The sequence below is a fragment of the Pseudomonas sp. GXZC genome, from assembly GCF_026967615.1.
GTDB classification, from domain to species: domain Bacteria; phylum Pseudomonadota; class Gammaproteobacteria; order Pseudomonadales; family Pseudomonadaceae; genus Aquipseudomonas; species Aquipseudomonas azotoformans_A.
Window position 1 is genome coordinate 2,197,185 of sequence record NZ_CP114115.1, and the last position, 18,247, is coordinate 2,215,431.

Below are 18,247 nucleotides of genomic sequence, written 5' to 3' on the forward strand. Positions count from 1 at the left end.
GTGCGAGTTTCCCTCTGGACCCGTTGGCTAACAATCAGTTGGCCGACTCTCTTTATTGAAACCAAAGGCGTCGCACAATGAATACTTATGACCTGCGCAGTAGGAGTCCTCTGAATAACCTGCCGGTATCGGACCCCGGCCCATTTGGTGTGGGGGCCGGCAATAAACCCTCTTACACGACGGACCAGGCAGCCAGCCAACTCACGCGAGAAAACCTGCGCTTTCATGACCGCAACGGCGATTCGAAAGTCGATGTGAATTACACGGTGGATGGCAGTTTCACCCAGCAGCAGCAACGACGTGTTCGCCAGGCAGTGCAGTCCTGGCAGGATGTGGCCAATATCAACTTTCGCGAGCAGGCGGGCGGGGCGGACGGCACACTCAACATTCGCAACAACCCAGGCAGTGACCGTGGGGTGGCCAACTTCCCTGGTCGGTTCACTACCCAGACAACGGCCACGATTGGCACACGGGGAGAAAGTGGGGCACCGGCATTGGGCAGTCACTTTTCGGTCACTGCTATCCATGAGATCGGTCACGCCATCGGCCTGCATCATCCCGGTCACTACAACGGCGGTACCCCCAATTACCAGACGGGTGCGGACTACGCCGAAGATACAAAAGCGCGCACGGTCATGAGTTACTTTTCGGAGAAAAACCAGAAGGGACACGACTTCAACGGGCAGAACCCATCCGCACCGATGATGGACGATATCGCTGCGGCGCAACGCCTGTATGGGGCCAATCACCAGACGCGCAACACCAACACCACCTATGGTTTCAATTCCAACACCGAGCGCGAGGCTATGAGCCTCAAAAGCGCTGCGGACAAACCGGTCTTCTGTGTGTGGGACGGTGGCGGCGTCGACACGATGGATTTCTCCGGGTTTTCCCAGGACCAGAACATCAACCTGAACGCCGAGTCGTTTTCTGATGTGGGCGGGTTGAAGGGCAATGTGTCCATTGCCAAGGGTTGCACGATTGAAAACGCGATTGGCGGCGCAGGGCGAGACAACATCTTGGGAAATGAGGCGGCGAACCGGATCAAGGGCGGCGGGAAGGGCGACTCCCTGAGAGGCGGTGGCGGCGCGGACACCTTTGTCTACGACAAGGCGAGCGACTCCACGCCGACTGACCCCGACATTATTGAGGATTTCACCAGCGGTACGGATAAGATCGACGTGTCGGGCGCCTTGAAGGAGGCGGGTGTGCGTGCGCTGGTTTTCACTGATCGGTTCAGTGGTCGCGCCGGGGAGGCGGTGATCAAGCATGATCCGAGTACGGGCCTCTCAAGCCTGGCGATTGACCTGAAGGGCACGGGTAAGCCGGACCTGTTGCTCAAGAGCAAGGGCGAAATCAAGCCAACGGATGTGCTGTGGGAGGGGCAAGCGCCGCAGGTTCAGCCTGCACCCGTACCTACACCTGCACCCACTCCCAATCCGGCGCCGCCTCCTCCGGTCCCAACACCGGCTCCCGCTCCTTTGACGGATAAAACACAAGAACACGCTGCCGGCATGATCCAGATGCTCGCCGTCATGCTGCTGGCGTTTTTCTCACAGTTGATGAGCCTGCTGACGTCACCCTCGGGCCAGGCATCCGCGGAAAAAAGCCGGCCTTGAGTCCCTCCCTCAAGCAGTGGCGACCGTGGCCTGACGTGAAGCACTCAGGAACCGCAGCAGCGCGATCAAGGGGAACGCGCTGCCCACCAGCATTACACCCAGCCAGCCGCCGTGCTCATACACGCTGCTGGCAATCGCCGAACCGAAGGCACCGCCGATGAAGATGCTGGTCATGTACAGCGCGTTCAGGCGGCTGCGGCTGTTGGCGTCGAGGGCGTAGATGGCGCGCTGGCCCAGCACCATGTTCATCTGCACGCAGAAGTCCAGGACCACGCCGGTCACCGCCAGGCCGATCACGCTGTACAACGGGTGCACGAAGGCTGGCAGGAAGCTCAACGCGGCAAACAGCATGGCCAGCAACGACGCACGGTGAGTGTGACCGGCATCGGCCAGGCGACCGGCGATGGGCGCGGCAATGGCGCCCAACGCACCGACCAGGGCAAACAGCGCGATCTCGCTTTGGCTCAAGCCGTGATTACGCGCCAGTTCCAGTGGGGCAGCGGTCCAGAACAGGCTGAAGGTAGCGAACATGCAACCCTGATAAAACGCCCGCTGGCGCAGCACCGGCTGCTCACGCAACAAGGTGCCGAGGGAGCGCAGCAGCTGACCATAGGTGGCACTGTGATCAGGCTGGCGCTTGGGAATGGTGATCAGCAATACCACACTGATAAACGCCATCAACGCCGCTGCGGCCATGAACATCGCGCGCCAGCCGAAGTGGTCCGCCACCACGCTGGACACGGGCCGTGCCAACAGGATGCCGAGCAACAGGCCACCCATGATGCTGCCGACGACGCGGCCACGGGACTCGGCGGGCGCCAGGTGTGCGGCCAATGGGATCAGGATCTGCACCGACACCGAACTGAAACCGATCAGCAGCGATACCAACAGAAACAGATTCGGCTGCTCGGTAAACGCCGCACCCAACAGACTGGCGATGGCCAGTACGGTGGTGGCGATCATCAGCTTGCGGTTTTCCAGCAGGTCACCCAGCGGCACCAGGAAAAACAGACCCAGGGCGTAGCCGATCTGCGTCAAGGAGACGATCAGGCTGGCCATGGCGGGCGTGAGGCCGATGTCCGGCGCGATCAGCTCGATGATCGGTTGGGCATAGTAGATGTTGGCAACGATGGCGCCGCAGCAAAACGCAAACAGCATCACCATGCTCCGGGTCATGGTGGTTGTGGCGTGGGACGTAGCGTTCATGGTGTTCTCATAAATGCGAAGGAAAGTGGGGCGAGCCTAAAGACAACACCGTAGCCCGGGTAGGCCGCTGGCAGTGATAACACTCATGCCCGGTAATGATGAGTGAATCGTTAACTTTCTGCGCGAAGGGTAATGATACATTCAGAAACAACTGCCGAAACAGGAAATCCCATGAAGATCACGTTGAACAAGATGCTCCTGGCTTCCACCCTGGCCGCTGCGATGGCCGTAGGCCTGGCTCAGGCTGCCGAGGCCCAGCGTGTGGGCGTACGCGGGGCCATTACCGCGATGGAAGGCGATGCGATGCACGTCAAGGTCAACAGCGGTGAAGACGTCATCGTGCACCTGACCCCAAGCACTCAGGTGCGCGCGGTCACCCTGGCCAAGATCGATGAGATCAAGCCGGGCAGCTACATTGGCTCCGCCGCCATGCCCAATGCCGATGGCACCTTGACCGCACTGGAAGTGCACGTCTTCCCACCGGCCATGGCCGGCACGGGCGACGGGCATCGCGCGTTTGACTTAAAAGAAGGCAGCAGCATGACCAACGGCACCGTCGGCGACTTGGTCGTCAGCAACGGGCGCACCTTGACCGTGAAGTACAAAGGCGGCGAGCAGAAGATCGTGGTGCCGGAGGATGTGCCGATCGTCAACCTGGAGCCGGGGGATCGCAGTTTGCTCAAGGCGGGGGTGAAGGTGGTGTTGTTTGCAGCGCAGGGGGCGGATGGAACAATTACGGCCCAGGCCATCTCAGCCGGCAAAGATGGCGTGACACCGCCGATGTAACTGCCAGACACAAAGCCCAATGTGGGAGCAGGCTTGTTGTGGTGAGCGGGCTTGCCCCGCGCTGGGCTGCGAAGCAGCCCCACTCACTGCAACCAGCCCGCTCACACAATTGTTACTGCGTTTCGCCGGTTATTGACCGGAGTAAATCTGGTCAAACACCCCACCATCATTGAAGTGAGTCTTCTGCACGGTGCGCCAGTCACCGAAGGTTTTCTCTACCGACAGGAAGTCGACTTTCGGGAAGCGGTCGGTGTACTTGGCCAGCACTTTCGGATCACGTGGACGCAGGTAGTTGTTGGCCGCGATTTCCTGGCCTTCCGCCGACCACAGGTACTTCAGGTAGTCTTCAGCGGCCACGCGGGTGCCTTTCTTCTCGACCACCTTGTCGACCACCGACACCGGCGGCTCGGCTTCGGCGGAAACGCTTGGGTAGATCACTTCGAACTGATCACGGCCGAACTCACGGGCGATCATTTCCGCCTCGTTCTCGAAGGTCACCAGCACGTCGCCGATCTGGTTGGTCATGAAGGTGGTGGTGGCCGCACGGCCGCCGGTATCCAGCACCGGCGCCTGCTTGAACAGCTTGCCGACAAACGCCTTGGCCTTGTTTTCGTCGCCGCCGTTCTTCAGCACATAACCCCAGGCCGACAGGTAGGTGTAGCGGCCGTTACCCGAGGTTTTCGGGTTGGGCACGATCACTTGCACGCCGTCTTTCAACAGGTCCGGCCAGTCCTTCAGGGCTTTCGGGTTGCCTTTGCGCACGATGAATACGGTGGCGGAGGTGAACGGCGCGCTGTTGTTCGGCAGGCGGGTGACCCAGTTGTCCGGCACCAGTTTGCCGTTGTCGACCAACGCGTTGATGTCAGTGGCCATGTTCATGGTGATCACGTCAGCCGGCAGACCATCGATCACCGAGCGCGCTTGTTTGCTGGAGCCGCCGAAGGACATCTGCAGGGTCAGCTTGTCGTTCGGGTGCTCGGCTTCCCAGTGTTTCTGGAAGGCGGCGTTGTAGTCCTTGTAGAAATCGCGCATCACGTCGTAGGAGACGTTGAGCAGTGTGACGGGGGCAGCCTGGACGGCGCCCGCCAGGGCAAGGCCGGCGGCCAGGAGAGAGGCGCTAACGAGTTTTTTCACTGCTCATTCCTTGTTGTTCGAGAAGGTAGTCGATTGAGTAGGGGCAATATGCCAGCGACTATAGCTGCCGGCGCATAGACGTTTAAAGATTAAAACGTACTTTGCTTATTCCACTTTACGGAAAAGGTTACTTCCGCAACGCGAGCAGAATGCGGCGTTTGGCTCATGGCTGTTCTTCTTGCACACCGGGCAGTCGGTTTGCAGCTGTTCACCGCGCATGGCACTCGCCAGTTCAGCAGTAAAAATCCCGGTGGGCACGGCGATGATCGAGTAACCGGTGATCATCACCAGTGACGAAATCACCTGGCCCAGCGGCGTCTTCGGCACGATATCGCCAAAGCCCACGGTGGTCAGGGTCACGATGGCCCAGTAGATGCCTTTCGGAATGCTGGTAAAGCCGTGCTCCGGGCCTTCGATCACGTACATCAAGGTGCCGAACACCGTGACCAGCGTGCACACGCTGACCAGGAACACCACGATCTTCTGCTTGCTGCCCCGCAGCGCCGCCATCAGGTAGTTGGCCTGCTTGAGGTACGGGCTGAGCTTGAGCACGCGGAAGATCCGCAACATCCGAATGATGCGGATGATCAACAGGTACTGCGCGTCGCTGTAATACAACGCGAGGATGCCGGGCACGATGGCCAGCAAGTCCACCAACCCATAAAAACTGAAGGCGTAGCGCAACGGCTTGGGCGAGCAATACAGCCGCAACCCGTATTCGATCAGGAAGACAAGGGTGAAGCCCCACTCGATATAGGCCAGTACATCGGCATAGTTCTGGTGAATCTGGTCGATGCTGTCGAGCATCACGATCACCAGGCTGGCCAGGATGATCAGCAGCAGGATGCCGTCAAACCGTCGCCCGGCCGTGGTGTCACTCTGGAAAATCATGACGTAGAGCCGCTGGCGCCAGTCGTTGTTGCTGTCCATAAATCCCGCCTGAAACTGATATCGAGCAAGCCTAGGGGGATTCGAAGGGGCTGTCCATGCAGGGTTTGCGCAGCACTCGAACACCCGCACGCACCAGCCAACAGGCGAGGATGAACGGCGCGGTCAGCGCAGGCAGGTGCAGAGCGGCAAACACCGGTGTGAGGATGATCGCCAACAGGATGCCGAGCAGCGGCAGCCAGGGCTGGCGACGTACCTGGCTCAACGCCACGGCAGCCAGCGCCGGGTTGTAGCTGTGCAGGCCGAGGAGGGCGCTGGCGGGTTCGTCCAGCCACAGCGCAATCAGCACGCCGACACTGGCGCCGATCAAGGCCCAGATGGCGGCGCGACGGTTGGCCAGCCACAGGCCCAGCGCAATCAGCGCGCCTGATATGGGCTGGTCCAACAACATGATTTGCGCGAGTCCGGTTAAAGGCGTGGCGAGGATAGCCAACGTGGCGGGTTCGCTCTGGGCAACGTTACTCTCCGGCACCGTGCCGAGCAGCAACCAACCCAGGCCGACAAAAGGCGCGGTGTAGGCGGGCAAGTCGTTGGGCTGACTGGCGCGTTTCAACCATTGCCGCGTCAGGATCGCACTCAAGCCGCCGCACGCCAGGATCAGTGGCGGCAGCAGGGCAGACCAGGCGAAGTGCTGGCTGATCAACAAACCCAGCAGCACGCCGTTATAGCTATACAACCCGGCCTGGCGCTCGGTCTTGGGATAACAACGACGCTGGGCCGTGAGCAATCCCGCCACGCCACCCAGCAACGCACCGCCCAACAAGGTCGGCGTGCCGATCAGGATCGCCAGCAGGCACAGCAGGCCGCACAGCGGATGGCGTTGCAGGAAGATCTGGCTAAAGCCGTTGAGCAGGGCTTCGGCCCAGTCGGGGCAGGTGGGGTTGTGCATGGATTGACTATCTAAGGATGGACATAAAACCTGTGGCGAGGGAGCTTGCTCCCGTTGGGCCGCGCAGTGGCCCTAAGAGATGGGACTGCTGCGCAGTCCAGCGGGAGCAAGCTCCCTCGCCACAGAGGATTAGAGTAGGGTTTCGATCCGCAGTGAATTGGTCGACCCCGGCTGCCCGAACGGCACCCCCGCCGTAATCACCAACGTATCCCCACGCTCCGCCATGCCCTGTGCCTGGGCGATCTCCAGCGCCGTGGAACACACCTCATCCACCTGGCGCAGCCGATCATTGACCACCGAATGCACGCCCCACGCCACGCTCAACCTCCGTGCCGTGGACAGGTTGGGCGTGAGGTTGAGGATTGGCGCCACCGGCCGTTCCCGCGCCGCGCGCAGGCTGGAGCTGCCCGACTCGCTGTAGTTCACCAGCACCGCCACTGGCAAGATGCTGCTGATACGACGGATCGCACAGCTGATGGCGTCCGACACCGTGGCATCCGCCTTGGGTCGGCTGACATCCAGTTGCGCCTGGTAATCCGGGCCGTTTTCCACCTGGCGGATGATCTTGCTCATCATCTGTACGGCTTCCAGCGGGTATTCGCCGGACGCGGTTTCCGCCGACAGCATCACCGCGTCCGCACCTTCGGCCACGGCATTGGCGACATCGGTGACTTCGGCACGGGTTGGCGCCGGTGAGAAGCGCATCGACTCCAGCATCTGCGTCGCCACCACCACCGGTTTGCCCAACTGGCGGCAGGTGCTGATGATGTCCTTCTGGATCTGCGGCACGCTCTCGGCCGGTACTTCCACGCCCAGGTCGCCTCTGGCCACCATGATCGCGTCGCTCAGTTCGGCGATTTCCTGCAGGCGCTGCACGGCCGAGGGTTTTTCGATCTTGGCCATCAGGAAGGCCCTGTCGCCGATCAGCTCGCGGGCTTCGCGAATGTCTTCCGGGCGCTGCACGAACGACAGTGCCACCCAGTCCACGCCCAACTCCAGGCCGAAGCTCAAATCGCGCCGATCCTTGGCGGTCAATGGGCTGAGTTCCAACAGGGCTTGTGGGACGTTCACACCTTTGCGATCAGACAATTCACCGCCATTGAGCACGGTGGTGTCGATGGCGTCGGCATGTTTGGTGATTACCCGCAGGCGCAGCTTGCCATCGTCCAGCAGCAGATCCATGCCGGGTTCCAGCGCCGCGATGATTTCCGGGTGGGGCAAGTTGACCCGACGCTGGTCGCCCGGTGTTTCATCCAGGTCCAGGCGCAACGCCTGGCCGCGCACCAGTTGCACCTTGCCCTCGGCAAAGCGTCCGACGCGCAATTTCGGCCCTTGCAGGTCCATGAGGATGCCCAGCGGGTAGTTCAACTGGCGCTCGACCTGGCGAATCCACTGGTAGCGTTGGGCATGGTCGGCGTGGTCGCCGTGGCTGAAATTGAGCCGGAAGATGTTCACCCCGGCTTCCACCAGTTCGCGGATGTCATCGATACCGTCGGTGGCCGGGCCCAGGGTGGCGAGGATTTTGACCTTCTTGTCAGGCGTCATGTTTGGCAGTCTCAAGGATCAGGATGGCGCGGAAGTCGTTGACGTTGGTGCGCGTCGGCTCAGTGATGATCAAACCGTCGAGGGCAGCGAAATAGCCGTAGCCGTTGTTGTTATCCAGCTCATCGCTGGCCGACAGCCCGAGGGCTTCGGCGCGCGAATAACTGCACGGCGTCATGATCGCGCCGGCGTTGTCTTCCGAACCGTCGATACCGTCGGTGTCACCGGCCAGCGCGTACACGCCGGGCAGGCCCTTGAGGCTGTCGGTGAGGCTCAACAGGAATTCCGCATTGCGCCCGCCACGGCCATTGCCGCGCACGGTCACGGTGGTTTCGCCGCCGGAGAGGATTACGCACGGCGCCGCCAGCGGTTGGCCGTGCTGCACGATCTGCCGAGCGATACCGGCGTGCACCTTGGCCACGTCCCGCGCTTCGCCTTCGAGGTCGCCGAGGATCAACGGGCTGAAACCGGCCTGGCGGACTTTCACCGCCACTGCTTCCAGGGATTGCTGGGGGCGGGCGATCAATTGGAAGTGGCTGCGGGCGAGTACCGGGTCGCCGGGCTTGACGGTTTCCGAGGCCGGGTTCTGCAACCAGCTGCGCACCGAGGCGGGGGCATCGATGTTGTAACGCTTCAGGATCGCCAGCGCCTGTTGCGACGTGCTCGGGTCACCGACCGTGGGGCCGGAGGCAATCACCGTGGCCTGGTCGCCGGGCACATCGGAAATCGCGTAGGTGTAGACCGTCGCGGGCCATGCGGCTTTCGCCAGTCGGCCGCCCTTGATCGCCGAGAGGTGCTTGCGCACGCAATTCATCTCGCCGATGGTCGCGCCGGACTTGAGCAGGGCTTTGTTGATGGCCTGTTTATCGGCCAGGGTGATGCCTTCGGCGGGCAACGCCAGCAGCGCAGAGCCACCGCCGGACAGCAGGAAGATCACGCGGTCGTCTTCCGTCAGGTTGCTGATCAGTGCCAACACGCGCTGGGCCACGGCCAGGCCAGCAGCATCGGGCACCGGGTGCGCGGCCTCGACCACTTCGATTTTCTTGCAGGGCGCGCCGTGGCCGTAACGGGTGACAACCAGACCGGTGACTTCGCCCTGCCAGACGTTTTCCACGACCAGCGCCATGGCGGCGGCGGCCTTGCCGGCGCCGATCACGATCACACGGCCGCTGCGGTCGGCGGGCAGGTAGGGTTCAAGGACTTGTCGGGGGTGGGCAGCGTCGATGGCTGTGGCAAACAGCTCGCGAAGCAGATGTTGCGGATCGACCGACATAAGCGGGCTCCCGGGGGATTCTTGTTATTAGGGATGTTGCGGTGATCGTTCCCACAGGGCTGTGGGAACGATCTGATTACAGAGGGGATTACTTCTCGCGAATCGAGAAATTCGCCATATGTTCCAGGCCTTTGATCAGCGCCGAGTGGTCCCAGTTACCGCCGCCAATCGCGGTGCAGGTGCTGAACACCTGCTGCGTACCGGCGGTGTTCGGCAGGTTGATCCCCAGTTCCTTGGCACCGGCCAGCGCCAGGTTGAGGTCCTTCTGGTGCAGGTTGATGCGAAAACCCGGGTCAAAAGTGCCCTTGATCATGCGCTCGCCATGCACTTCGAGGATCTTCGACGAAGCAAAACCGCCCATCAGCGCTTCACGCACCTTGGCCGGGTCGGCGCCGTTCTTGGAGGCGAACAGCAGCGCCTCCGCGACCGCCTGGATGTTCAGCGCGACGATGATCTGGTTGGCGACCTTGGCGGTCTGGCCATCGCCATTGCCACCGACCAGGGTGATGTTCTTGCCCATGGCCTGGAACAACGGCAGTGCGCGTTCGAAGGTCTGCGGCTCGCCACCGATCATGATGCTCAGGGTGCCGGCCTTGGCGCCGACTTCACCACCGGACACCGGGGCGTCCAGGTACTGCGCGCCGGTCTCGTTGATCTTGGCGGCAAACGCCTTGGTGGCGGTGGGGGAGATCGAGCTCATGTCGATCACCACTTTGTTCGGCGACAGGCCGGCGGCGACGCCGTCTTTGCGGAACAGTACGTCGTCGACCTGCGGGGTGTCCGGCACCATCACGATGATGAACTCAGCTTCCTGCGCAACCTGCTGCGGGTTGGCCAGGGCCACCGCGCCAGCGTCGATCAGCGCTTGCGGCGCCTTGCCGTGGTGTTCGGAGAGGAACAGTTGGTGACCTGCTTTCTGCAGGTTGGCGGCCATGGGTTGACCCATGATGCCGGTGCCGATAAATCCGATTTTAGCCATGAAGAAATCCTCTATTTAGATGGCGTTGTGGGTCTTCAACCAACCCAAACCCGCTTCGGTGGTGGTCAACGGCTTGTACTCACAGCCGACCCAACCCGTGTAGCCGATGCGGTCCAAATGTTCGAACAGGAAGCGGTAGTTGATCTCACCGGTACCCGGCTCGTTGCGCCCAGGGTTGTCCGCCAACTGGATGTGGTTGATCTCACCCAGGTGCGCGGCCATGGTGCGGGCCAGGTCGCCTTCCATGATTTGCATGTGATAGATGTCGTATTGCAGGAACAGGTTGTCGCTGCCCACCTGTTCGCGAATCGACAGGGCCTGCGCGGTGTTGTTCAGGTAGAAGCCTGGGATGTCGCGGGTGTTGATCGCTTCCATCACCAGCTTGATGCCCACGGCTTGCAGTTTTTCAGCGGCGTACTTGAGGTTGGCGACGAAGGTTTTTTCCAGGGTTTCGTCGTCAACGCCTTGTGGCCGGATGCCCGCCAGGCAGTTGATCTGGGTGTTGCCCAGCACCTGGGCGTAGGCGATGGCCAGCTTGACCCCGGCACGGAATTCCTCGACCCGGTCCGGGTGGCAGGCCAGGCCGCGTTCGCCCTTGGCCCAGTCACCGGCCGGCAGGTTGAACAGCACCTGGGTCAAACCGTGGGCGTCGAGTTGCGCCTTGATTTCGGCAGAGCTGAATTCATAGGGGAACAGGTACTCGACACCTTCGAAGCCCGCATCGGCGGCCGCTTTGAAACGGGCAAGAAAGTCCTGTTCGGTAAACAGCATGGACAGGTTGGCGGCGAAACGCGGCATAAGGTTCTCCTTAATCGAGCAGGGAAATGGCAGTCGGCGCATCGTTGCCGACCAGTGCCAGATCTTCGAATTCGTTGACGGCGTTGATCTCGGTGCCCATGGAAATATTGGTCACGCGCTCCAGAATAATCTCAACGATCACCGGCACCTTGAATTCTTCGATCATTTCCTCGGCGCGGCGCAGGGCCGGCGCGATCTGGCTTGGCTCGAATACGCGCAGGGCCTTGCAACCCAGGCCTTCGGCGACGGCCACGTGGTCCACGCCATAGCCGTTGAGTTCCGGCGCATTGAGGTTGTCGAAGGACAGCTGCACGCAGTAGTCCATTTCAAACCCGCGCTGGGCCTGGCGGATCAGGCCGAGGTAGGAGTTGTTCACCACCACGTGGATGTACGGCAGCTTGAACTGTGCGCCCACCGCCAATTCTTCGATCATGAACTGGAAGTCGTAGTCGCCGGACAGCGCCACCACTTTGCGGCTCGGGTCCGCCTTGACCACGCCGAGGGCGGCGGGGATGGTCCAACCCAAAGGGCCAGCCTGGCCGCAGTTGATCCAGTGGCGTGGCTTGTACACGTGCAGGAACTGCGCGCCGGCAATCTGCGACAGGCCGATGGTGCTGACGTAGCAGGTGTCTTTGCCGAACACCTGGTTCATTTCTTCATACACGCGCTGTGGCTTGACCGGCACGTTGTCGAAGTGAGTCTTACGGTGCAGGGTGGCTTTTCGTTGCTGGCAGTCATTGAGCCAGGCGCTGCGGTCCTTGAGCTTGCCGGCGGCTTTCCACTCGCGGGCCACTTCAATGAACATGGTCAGGGCTGAACCGGCGTCGGACACGATACCCAGGTCCGGGGTGAAGACGCGGCCAATCTGGGTCGGCTCGATGTCGACGTGGATGAATTTGCGGCCTTCGGTGTACACCTCGACCGAACCGGTGTGGCGGTTGGCCCAACGGTTACCGATGCCCAGCACCACGTCCGACTTGAGCATCGTCGCGTTGCCATAACGGTGGGACGTCTGCAGACCGACCATGCCGACCATCTGTGGGTGATCGTCCGGAATGGTGCCCCAGCCCATCAGGGTCGGAATCACCGGGATGCCAGTCAGTTCAGCGAATTCCACCAGCAACTCGCTGGCGTCGGCATTGATCACGCCGCCGCCGCTCACCAGCAGTGGGCGTTCGGCCTGGTCCAGCAGCGCCAGGGCTTTTTCCACCTGTACGCGGGTGGCCAGTGGCTTGGCCAGGGGCAGCGGCTGGTAGGCGTCGATGTCAAATTCGATCTCGGCCATCTGCACGTCGAACGGCAGGTCAATCAGCACCGGGCCTGGGCGGCCGGAGCGCATTTCGTAAAAGGCTTTCTGAAAGGCGTACGGCACTTGGCCCGGTTCCAGGACGGTGGTTGCCCACTTGGTCACCGGCTTGACGATGCTGGTGATGTCCACGGCCTGGAAGTCTTCCTTATGCATCCGGGCGCGGGGCGCTTGACCGGTGATGCACAGGATCGGGATCGAGTCGGCCGAGGCGCTGTACAGGCCGGTGACCATGTCAGTGCCCGCCGGGCCCGAGGTGCCGATGCACACGCCGATATTGCCGGCCTTGGTGCGGGTGTAGCCCTCGGCCATGTGGGAGGCGCCTTCAACGTGGCGAGCAAGGACGTGATCGATGCCACCCACTTTCTGCAAGGCCGAATACAGCGGGTTGATCGCGGCGCCTGGGATACCGAAGGCGGTGTCCACACCTTCGCGACGCATCACCAGGACAGCGGCTTCGATTGCTCTCATTTTGCTCATGATATTGGTGCCTCTTGCGTTTTGTAATTGTATACAAGTGGTGTCTGGCCAAAGTGTATTCACGGCGAGCGGCATAGGTCAATGCATTTTATAAACTGGCCTTTGCGTTCGTCGGAACCGCTTTTTTCGACGTATGGAGCCTTTGTGCGAAAATATTGTATACAAAATCAAAAGTCATTGTGTTCTATTTGTTTGATCGAGCATCTGATCATTCAGACCTCCATCGCTTTCCCAATAACAAAAGAAGGACGGCACCATGAGCGCTTTAACCTTGAAACTCGCCACCCAACTGGCCAGCCAGGCCCTCAGTGCAGGGCGTACCATCTCCGCAGCACCGCTGACCATCGCCGTGCTCGACAGCGGCGGTCACTTGGTCACCCTGCAACGGGAAGACGGCGCCAGCCTGCTGCGCCCGCAAATCGCCATCGGCAAGGCTTGGGGTGCGATCGCCCTGGGCAAGGGCTCACGCCTGCTGGCGCTGGACGCGCAGCAGCGACCGGCCTTTATCGCGGCGTTGAACAGTTTGGGGCAGGGCAGCGTCGTGCCCGCGCCGGGTGGGGTGTTGATTCGGAGTCAGGAGGGCGTGGTGCTGGGGGCGATCGGCATCAGTGGTGATACGTCGGATATTGATGAGCAGTGCGCGATTACGGCGATCGAGGGGGTGGGGTTGATGGCGGATGCGGGGGTGTCGGCTTGACCTGATAGAGCGCTTGTGGCGAGGGGCTTGCTGTGGCGAGGGAGCTTGCTGTGGCGAGGGAGCTTGCTCCCGTTCGACAGCGCAGCTGGAGTCGGCTTTTGGGGCCGCTTCGCAGCCCAGCGGGAGCAAGCTCCCTCGCCACAGGTTACTCGTCCGGCTCGCAGCCTTTGAGCACCAGCCGGATGATGGTCTGCGCCGCGGCCTCATAATCCGCCTCATCCAGCTTGGCCTTCCCGGTCACTGCCGAGATCTGCCAGTCAAAATCCGCATAGGTCTGCGTAGCCGCCCAGATACTGAACATCAAGTGGTTGGGGTCAATCGGCGCGATCAGGCCGCGATCTACCCAGTTCTGGATGCAGGCGATATTGTGCTTGGCCTGGGCGTTGAGCTGTTCGACCTGGTCCGCGCTGAGGTGCGGGGCGCCGTGCATGATTTCGCTGGCGAAGACTTTGGACGCAAACGGCAGGTCGCGGGAGATGCGGATTTTCGAGCGAATGTAGTTGCTCAGTACCACCGAGGGTTCGCCATCCGGATTGAACGGCGTGGAAGCCGCCAGGATCGGCTCGATAATGCTTTCGAGCACCTCGCGGTAGAGGTTGTCCTTGGACTTGAAGTAGTAGTAGACGTTGGGCTTGGGCAGCCCGGCCTTGGCGGCGATGTCGCTGGTTTTGGTCGCGGCGAAGCCCTTGTCGGCAAACTCCTCGCTGGCCGCCCGCAGGATCTTTTCTTTGTTGCGCTCGCGAATGGTGCTCATAAACCTGGAGTTTCCTTGCCAAGACTGGCGGTTGCGCATGGTAGCACCGGCCATCCGCGAGCCTCAACAATCTGCCCGCAGGGCCTTGCGCCGCGCTATGCTCGCGCCATCCCACTCTTACGGAAGCCCGATTCATGGCAGGAAGCAGCTTGTTGGTGTTGATCGACGATATCGCCGCGGTACTCGATGACGTTGCCCTGATGACCAAAATGGCGGCAAAGAAGACCGCCGGTGTGCTGGGTGATGACCTGGCGCTCAATGCCCAGCAGGTCTCCGGCGTGCGTGCGGAGCGGGAAATTCCCGTGGTGTGGGCGGTGGCCAAGGGGTCGTTCGTCAACAAGTTGATCCTGGTGCCGGCCGCCTTGTTGATCAGTGCGTTTGCGCCCTGGGCGGTGACGCCGTTGTTGATGCTCGGCGGTGCCTACCTGTGTTTCGAGGGGTTCGAGAAGCTGGCGCACAAGTTCCTGCACAGCAAAGACGAAGACCAGGCGCAACATGCGCAGTTGGTCGAAGCGGTTGCGGACCCGGCAACCGACCTGGTGGCTTTCGAAAAGGACAAAATCAAAGGCGCTATCCGTACCGACTTCATCCTCTCCGCCGAAATCATTGCCATCACCCTCGGCACCGTGGCCGATGCGCCCTTGATGCAGCAGGTGATCGTGCTGTCCGGCATCGCGATTGTCATGACCGTGGGCGTGTATGGCTTGGTGGCCGGTATCGTCAAGCTGGACGACCTGGGTCTGTGGCTCACCCAGAAGCCTGGCCAGGCGGCGCGCAGCATCGGCGGCGCCATCCTGCGGGCGGCGCCGTACATGATGAAGAGCCTGTCGGTGATTGGGACAGCGGCGATGTTCCTGGTAGGCGGCGGGATTCTCACCCATGGCGTGCCGGTGGTGCATCACTGGATCGAGACCGTGAGCCAGGGCGCAGGCGGGGTGGCGTGGTTGGTTCCGACGCTGCTCAATGGCGTGGCGGGGATCATTGCCGGGGCCGCGGTGCTGGCGCTGGTCAGCGGGGTGGGCAAGCTCTGGAAGGCCGCCAAGGCCTGATCGCGCGGCAATAAAAAAGGCCATTCAATCGAATGGCCTTTTTTGTGGGCGTTTACTCGGCGATCTGCAACTTGCGCGATTCCGTGTAGATGTAGCGCACCTTTTCGTACTCAAATGGCGAGTTCATCTGACCATAGCGGAAGCTGGTCTGGTAGCGCTTGTCCACCGCACGCAACGCCCAGATTTCCGGGTGGTTGGAGCTGACTTCGGCGACGTTGAGGAAGTTGATCTGGGTCTCGGCACCGTAGTCGACGATCAGGCCGGTGGTGTCGCGCAGGTTCGATGGGCCGAAGATCGGCAGCACCAGGTACGCGCCGCCGGGCACGCCGTAGAAGCCCAGGGTCTGGCCAAAGTCTTCGCTCTGGCGCGGCAGGCCCATGGCGGTTGCCGGGTCCCACAGGCCGGCGATGCCGATAGTGGTGTTGACCAGCAGGCGGCCAGTGGTTTCCAGGGAACGATGGCCCTTGAGTTGCAGCAGGCTGTTCAACAGGTTGGGCACATCGCCCAGGTTGTTGAAGAAGTTGCTCACGCCGGTGCGCAGGAAACTCGGGGTGACGTAACGGTAGCCGTCGACCACCGGCAGAAACACCCATTGGTCGAAGCGGTAGTTGAAGTGGTACACGCGACGGTTCCACGACTCCAGTGGGTCATACACGTTGAGCGCGGTGAGCGACGACCGCTCGAACTCGCGCTGGTCCAGGCCCGGGTTGAACTTGAGCTTGGTCAGCGGTTCCTTGAAGCCATCGGAGTCGACCTTGACGGGTTCATGGGCCTTGCTGTTGTCGGCATTGGCCACGCCTGCGCACATCAAGGCGGCAAGCAGCAGAAGATATTTAGCCACGGAAGAACTCCAGCATGGCGTCGGCGTTGACGCGGTAATTGAGGTTGCCGCAGTGGCCGCCCAGCGGGTAGACGGTCAAGCGATCGCCGAAGGTTTTACGCAGGAAGCCAAGGTCGCCAGGGCCGAGGATCACATCGTCGGCGTTGTGCATCACGGCGATTTTCGGGCTGGCGTGCAGGTAGTCCTTGAGGGCATACAGGCTGACCTGGTCGACCAGTTGCAACAGGCTGCCGCCGTCGGAGCGGGCGCGCCACATCGGAATAACCTGCTCGGTGAGGTAGCAGTCGAAGTCGCACTGCAGCGCACGCTTGAGGAACGGCGTCAGGCTGGTGCTTTCGGTGATCGGGTATTTGGGCGGGATGATCAAGCCGCGGCGGTTGATCAGGTCCGAGGTGAAGGCGATGTCAGCTGCCGAGAAGCGGAACGAAGTGCCGATCAGCATGGCCATCTGTTCGTTGGTCAGGTGCTGCTTGGATTGCTGGAAGTCGTAGAGCAGGGCGTCGTTCAGGTCGATATAGCCCTTTTGCTGGAAGTAGCGGGTCAGCTTGTTCAGCACCAACTCATAGAAGGTGGTGGTGTTGTTGATGCCTTTCACCTCGGTCTGCACCAGCTTGTCGAGGTTGGTGATCGAGGTGTAGAGGTTGACTGGCGGGTTCAGCAGCAAGACTTTCTTGAAGTTGAAGCTGCGGCGCGTCTCGTCGAGCTTGCTGACGAACGCCGCATCCAGGGCGCCGAGGCTGTAGCCGGTGAGGTAGAAGTCGGTCACCGGCAACGAAGCGTTCTGCGCACGCACGGCTTGCATCACGCGGTACATGTCTTCGGCGTCTTCCTGGGTAATCCCCGGCGTGGCGAAGCGCGAAGCGGCGCTGATGAAGTCGAAGCTGGTGGGCGACGACAGTTGCACCACGTGGTAGCCGGCCTGGTAGTACAGCTTTTTCAGGTATTCATTGATGCTGCTGTCGAAGCGCGCACCGGTGCCCGCGATCAGGAAGATCAGCGGCGCGGCACGATCTTGCTTGGCGATGCGGTAGGTGAGTTTCTTCACCGCCCAGAAGTTGTCCGGCAGACTGAATTCGCGCTCGGGGCGCATGTTCAGGGTGTAGTCGGACTGATTGATCTCGTCATCACTCGGCAATTTGGGCCGAAGGTCAGGCGGGGTGGTAGCGATGGTGGCTTCAAACGGGTTGGTCAAAGGGTAGCCATAGCTGGCTTGGTCAATGTCGACGGCCAGTGCTGACGCACTCAGAAAAAGGCTGCCCAGCAGGGCAGCACAGCGCAAGGAACGGAGCATGACTTAATCCCTAGGAGGAAACGTGCTTGATGAAGTTCGCAGGCTATGACCGCCGTCCTATCGCCGAAGTGCCATCACGCGGCACGAAATGTCGGAAAATAACGTCGGAATCGGGGTAATAGTAGCCAGACGATACACTTTGACACGTGTAGGTAAACATTAATTGTGTGTATGCACCTTGCTAACGCCCACTGGCGCATTAAGCTGAGCGCCGTTTTTGCCTATCGGAGTGCCTCATGTCCCGTCGTTTGCCGTTGATTCTGCTGCTTATTGCCCTGCCGCTGTGGCTGGCTGCCAGTTATGGCGCGCGCTATGGCTTTATGGAAGATGGCCAGTGGGTGGGCATCTGCGCGGATGAGGCCAGCCGCTGGGAATGCCAGTTGCGCTCGAACCTGGGCTTGATGATCCACTTCAAGGTGCTGGGCTGGGCGGCGTTGATCACGTCGGTGCTGGGTTTTTTCGTGCCGGGTCGCGCGGGGTGGGGGTTGGCCGTGCTGGGGATGGTGTTCGGGTTGCCGGCGCTGGCGTTGTATAACACCACGTTTGCGGTGTTTGCGGTGGTGATTGCGGGGTTGCGGTTGGTGCGTAAGCCTAGGGCTGCCTGATTATCCTTATGTGGCGAGGGAGCTTGCTCCCGCTGGGCTGCGCAGCGGCC

Annotated in this window: 17 protein-coding genes; 5 read left to right on the forward strand and 12 right to left on the reverse strand. The window is 61.3% G+C overall.

What is annotated here, in order from left to right; all coding sequences use genetic code 11:
• Positions 1 to 77: 77 nt before the first annotated feature.
• Positions 78 to 1,619 (forward strand): M10 family metallopeptidase C-terminal domain-containing protein, encoded by a 1,542-nt coding sequence (locus OZ428_RS10540; RefSeq protein WP_269133326.1) that lies wholly within the window; start codon positions 78 to 80, stop codon positions 1,617 to 1,619.
• Positions 1,620 to 1,628: 9 nt separating this feature from the next.
• Here OZ428_RS10540 and OZ428_RS10545 read toward each other — a convergent pair whose 3' ends face one another.
• Positions 1,629 to 2,825, reverse strand: a complete 1,197-nt coding sequence (locus OZ428_RS10545) for an MFS transporter (RefSeq protein ID WP_095015309.1) — start codon at positions 2,823 to 2,825, stop codon at positions 1,629 to 1,631.
• A gap of 171 nt (positions 2,826 to 2,996) precedes the next feature.
• Between OZ428_RS10545 and OZ428_RS10550 the strand changes: the two genes are divergently transcribed.
• Positions 2,997 to 3,611 (forward strand): DUF5666 domain-containing protein, encoded by a 615-nt coding sequence (locus tag OZ428_RS10550; RefSeq protein WP_269133327.1) that lies wholly within the window; start codon positions 2,997 to 2,999, stop codon positions 3,609 to 3,611.
• Between the two features lie 129 nt (positions 3,612 to 3,740).
• Here OZ428_RS10550 and OZ428_RS10555 read toward each other — a convergent pair whose 3' ends face one another.
• The 8 genes from OZ428_RS10555 to gcl all read right to left on the reverse strand — a co-directional run bounded on the left by OZ428_RS10555 (position 3,741) and on the right by gcl (position 12,960).
• Positions 3,741 to 4,745 (reverse strand): sulfate ABC transporter substrate-binding protein, encoded by a 1,005-nt coding sequence (locus tag OZ428_RS10555; protein ID WP_016979582.1) that lies wholly within the window; start codon positions 4,743 to 4,745, stop codon positions 3,741 to 3,743.
• A gap of 105 nt (positions 4,746 to 4,850) precedes the next feature.
• The gene (locus OZ428_RS10560; protein ID WP_061435897.1) at positions 4,851 to 5,675 is read right to left on the reverse strand and encodes an ion transporter; all 825 of its coding nucleotides are present in this window, start codon (positions 5,673 to 5,675) and stop codon (positions 4,851 to 4,853) included.
• A 31-nt stretch (positions 5,676 to 5,706) separates the two neighbouring features.
• Positions 5,707 to 6,582 carry an urea transporter gene (locus tag OZ428_RS10565; protein ID WP_269133328.1) on the reverse strand — a complete coding sequence of 292 codons (876 nt, stop codon included), beginning with the start codon at positions 6,580 to 6,582 and terminating at the stop codon, positions 5,707 to 5,709.
• Between the two features lie 129 nt (positions 6,583 to 6,711).
• On the reverse strand, positions 6,712 to 8,127 hold the full coding sequence (gene pyk, locus OZ428_RS10570) for a pyruvate kinase (RefSeq protein ID WP_269133329.1): 1,416 nt from the start codon (positions 8,125 to 8,127) through the stop codon (positions 6,712 to 6,714).
• The gene (locus tag OZ428_RS10575) at positions 8,117 to 9,397 is read right to left on the reverse strand and encodes a glycerate kinase type-2 family protein (RefSeq protein WP_269133330.1); all 1,281 of its coding nucleotides are present in this window, start codon (positions 9,395 to 9,397) and stop codon (positions 8,117 to 8,119) included. The genes pyk and OZ428_RS10575 overlap by 11 nt, the downstream gene beginning before the upstream one ends.
• Before the next feature lie 88 nt (positions 9,398 to 9,485).
• Positions 9,486 to 10,376, reverse strand: a complete 891-nt coding sequence (locus tag OZ428_RS10580) for a 2-hydroxy-3-oxopropionate reductase (RefSeq protein ID WP_033897622.1) — start codon at positions 10,374 to 10,376, stop codon at positions 9,486 to 9,488.
• A 15-nt stretch (positions 10,377 to 10,391) separates the two neighbouring features.
• Positions 10,392 to 11,174 carry a hydroxypyruvate isomerase gene (gene hyi / locus OZ428_RS10585; RefSeq protein ID WP_269133331.1) on the reverse strand — a complete coding sequence of 261 codons (783 nt, stop codon included), beginning with the start codon at positions 11,172 to 11,174 and terminating at the stop codon, positions 10,392 to 10,394.
• A gap of 10 nt (positions 11,175 to 11,184) precedes the next feature.
• Positions 11,185 to 12,960 (reverse strand): glyoxylate carboligase, encoded by a 1,776-nt coding sequence (gene gcl / locus OZ428_RS10590; protein ID WP_016979576.1) that lies wholly within the window; start codon positions 12,958 to 12,960, stop codon positions 11,185 to 11,187.
• A gap of 256 nt (positions 12,961 to 13,216) precedes the next feature.
• Here gcl and OZ428_RS10595 point away from each other — a divergent pair, with 256 nt between their 5' ends.
• Positions 13,217 to 13,657 carry a GlcG/HbpS family heme-binding protein gene (locus tag OZ428_RS10595; protein WP_044286883.1) on the forward strand — a complete coding sequence of 147 codons (441 nt, stop codon included), beginning with the start codon at positions 13,217 to 13,219 and terminating at the stop codon, positions 13,655 to 13,657.
• A 145-nt stretch (positions 13,658 to 13,802) separates the two neighbouring features.
• Here OZ428_RS10595 and OZ428_RS10600 read toward each other — a convergent pair whose 3' ends face one another.
• Positions 13,803 to 14,411: a TetR/AcrR family transcriptional regulator gene (locus OZ428_RS10600; protein WP_038850342.1), complete on the reverse strand. Its 609-nt coding sequence runs from the start codon at positions 14,409 to 14,411 to the stop codon at positions 13,803 to 13,805.
• 134 nt (positions 14,412 to 14,545) lie between these two features.
• On the opposite strand from OZ428_RS10600, the gene OZ428_RS10605 reads away from it, so the two are divergent.
• Positions 14,546 to 15,460: a DUF808 domain-containing protein gene (locus OZ428_RS10605; protein ID WP_269133332.1), complete on the forward strand. Its 915-nt coding sequence runs from the start codon at positions 14,546 to 14,548 to the stop codon at positions 15,458 to 15,460.
• Positions 15,461 to 15,512: 52 nt separating this feature from the next.
• Here OZ428_RS10605 and OZ428_RS10610 read toward each other — a convergent pair whose 3' ends face one another.
• Positions 15,513 to 16,301: an MlaA family lipoprotein gene (locus OZ428_RS10610; protein WP_033897628.1), complete on the reverse strand. Its 789-nt coding sequence runs from the start codon at positions 16,299 to 16,301 to the stop codon at positions 15,513 to 15,515.
• Positions 16,294 to 17,592: a serine/threonine protein kinase gene (locus OZ428_RS10615; protein WP_033897629.1), complete on the reverse strand. Its 1,299-nt coding sequence runs from the start codon at positions 17,590 to 17,592 to the stop codon at positions 16,294 to 16,296. Before OZ428_RS10615 ends, OZ428_RS10610 begins: the two co-directional genes overlap by 8 nt.
• A 236-nt stretch (positions 17,593 to 17,828) precedes the next feature.
• On the opposite strand from OZ428_RS10615, the gene OZ428_RS10620 reads away from it, so the two are divergent.
• Positions 17,829 to 18,197 carry a hypothetical protein gene (locus OZ428_RS10620; protein ID WP_269133333.1) on the forward strand — a complete coding sequence of 123 codons (369 nt, stop codon included), beginning with the start codon at positions 17,829 to 17,831 and terminating at the stop codon, positions 18,195 to 18,197.
• Positions 18,198 to 18,247 lie beyond the last annotated feature (50 nt).

Bases quoted from the DNA above. Each gene is read 5' to 3' on its own strand.
- OZ428_RS10540 (WP_269133326.1), top strand. From the start codon at position 78: ATGAATACTTATGACCTGCGCAGTAGGAGTCCTCTGAATAACCTGCCG.
- OZ428_RS10545 (WP_095015309.1), bottom strand. From the start codon at position 2,825: ATGAACGCTACGTCCCACGCCACAACCACCATGACCCGGAGCATGGTG.
- OZ428_RS10550 (WP_269133327.1), top strand. From the start codon at position 2,997: ATGAAGATCACGTTGAACAAGATGCTCCTGGCTTCCACCCTGGCCGCT.
- OZ428_RS10560 (WP_061435897.1), bottom strand. From the start codon at position 5,675: ATGGACAGCAACAACGACTGGCGCCAGCGGCTCTACGTCATGATTTTC.
- OZ428_RS10565 (WP_269133328.1), bottom strand. From the start codon at position 6,582: ATGCACAACCCCACCTGCCCCGACTGGGCCGAAGCCCTGCTCAACGGC.
- pyk (WP_269133329.1), bottom strand. From the start codon at position 8,127: ATGACGCCTGACAAGAAGGTCAAAATCCTCGCCACCCTGGGCCCGGCC.
- OZ428_RS10575 (WP_269133330.1), bottom strand. From the start codon at position 9,397: ATGTCGGTCGATCCGCAACATCTGCTTCGCGAGCTGTTTGCCACAGCC.
- OZ428_RS10580 (WP_033897622.1), bottom strand. From the start codon at position 10,376: ATGGCTAAAATCGGATTTATCGGCACCGGCATCATGGGTCAACCCATG.
- hyi (WP_269133331.1), bottom strand. From the start codon at position 11,174: ATGCCGCGTTTCGCCGCCAACCTGTCCATGCTGTTTACCGAACAGGAC.
- gcl (WP_016979576.1), bottom strand. From the start codon at position 12,960: ATGAGCAAAATGAGAGCAATCGAAGCCGCTGTCCTGGTGATGCGTCGC.
- OZ428_RS10595 (WP_044286883.1), top strand. From the start codon at position 13,217: ATGAGCGCTTTAACCTTGAAACTCGCCACCCAACTGGCCAGCCAGGCC.
- OZ428_RS10600 (WP_038850342.1), bottom strand. From the start codon at position 14,411: ATGAGCACCATTCGCGAGCGCAACAAAGAAAAGATCCTGCGGGCGGCC.
- OZ428_RS10605 (WP_269133332.1), top strand. From the start codon at position 14,546: ATGGCAGGAAGCAGCTTGTTGGTGTTGATCGACGATATCGCCGCGGTA.
- OZ428_RS10615 (WP_033897629.1), bottom strand. From the start codon at position 17,592: ATGCTCCGTTCCTTGCGCTGTGCTGCCCTGCTGGGCAGCCTTTTTCTG.
- OZ428_RS10620 (WP_269133333.1), top strand. From the start codon at position 17,829: ATGTCCCGTCGTTTGCCGTTGATTCTGCTGCTTATTGCCCTGCCGCTG.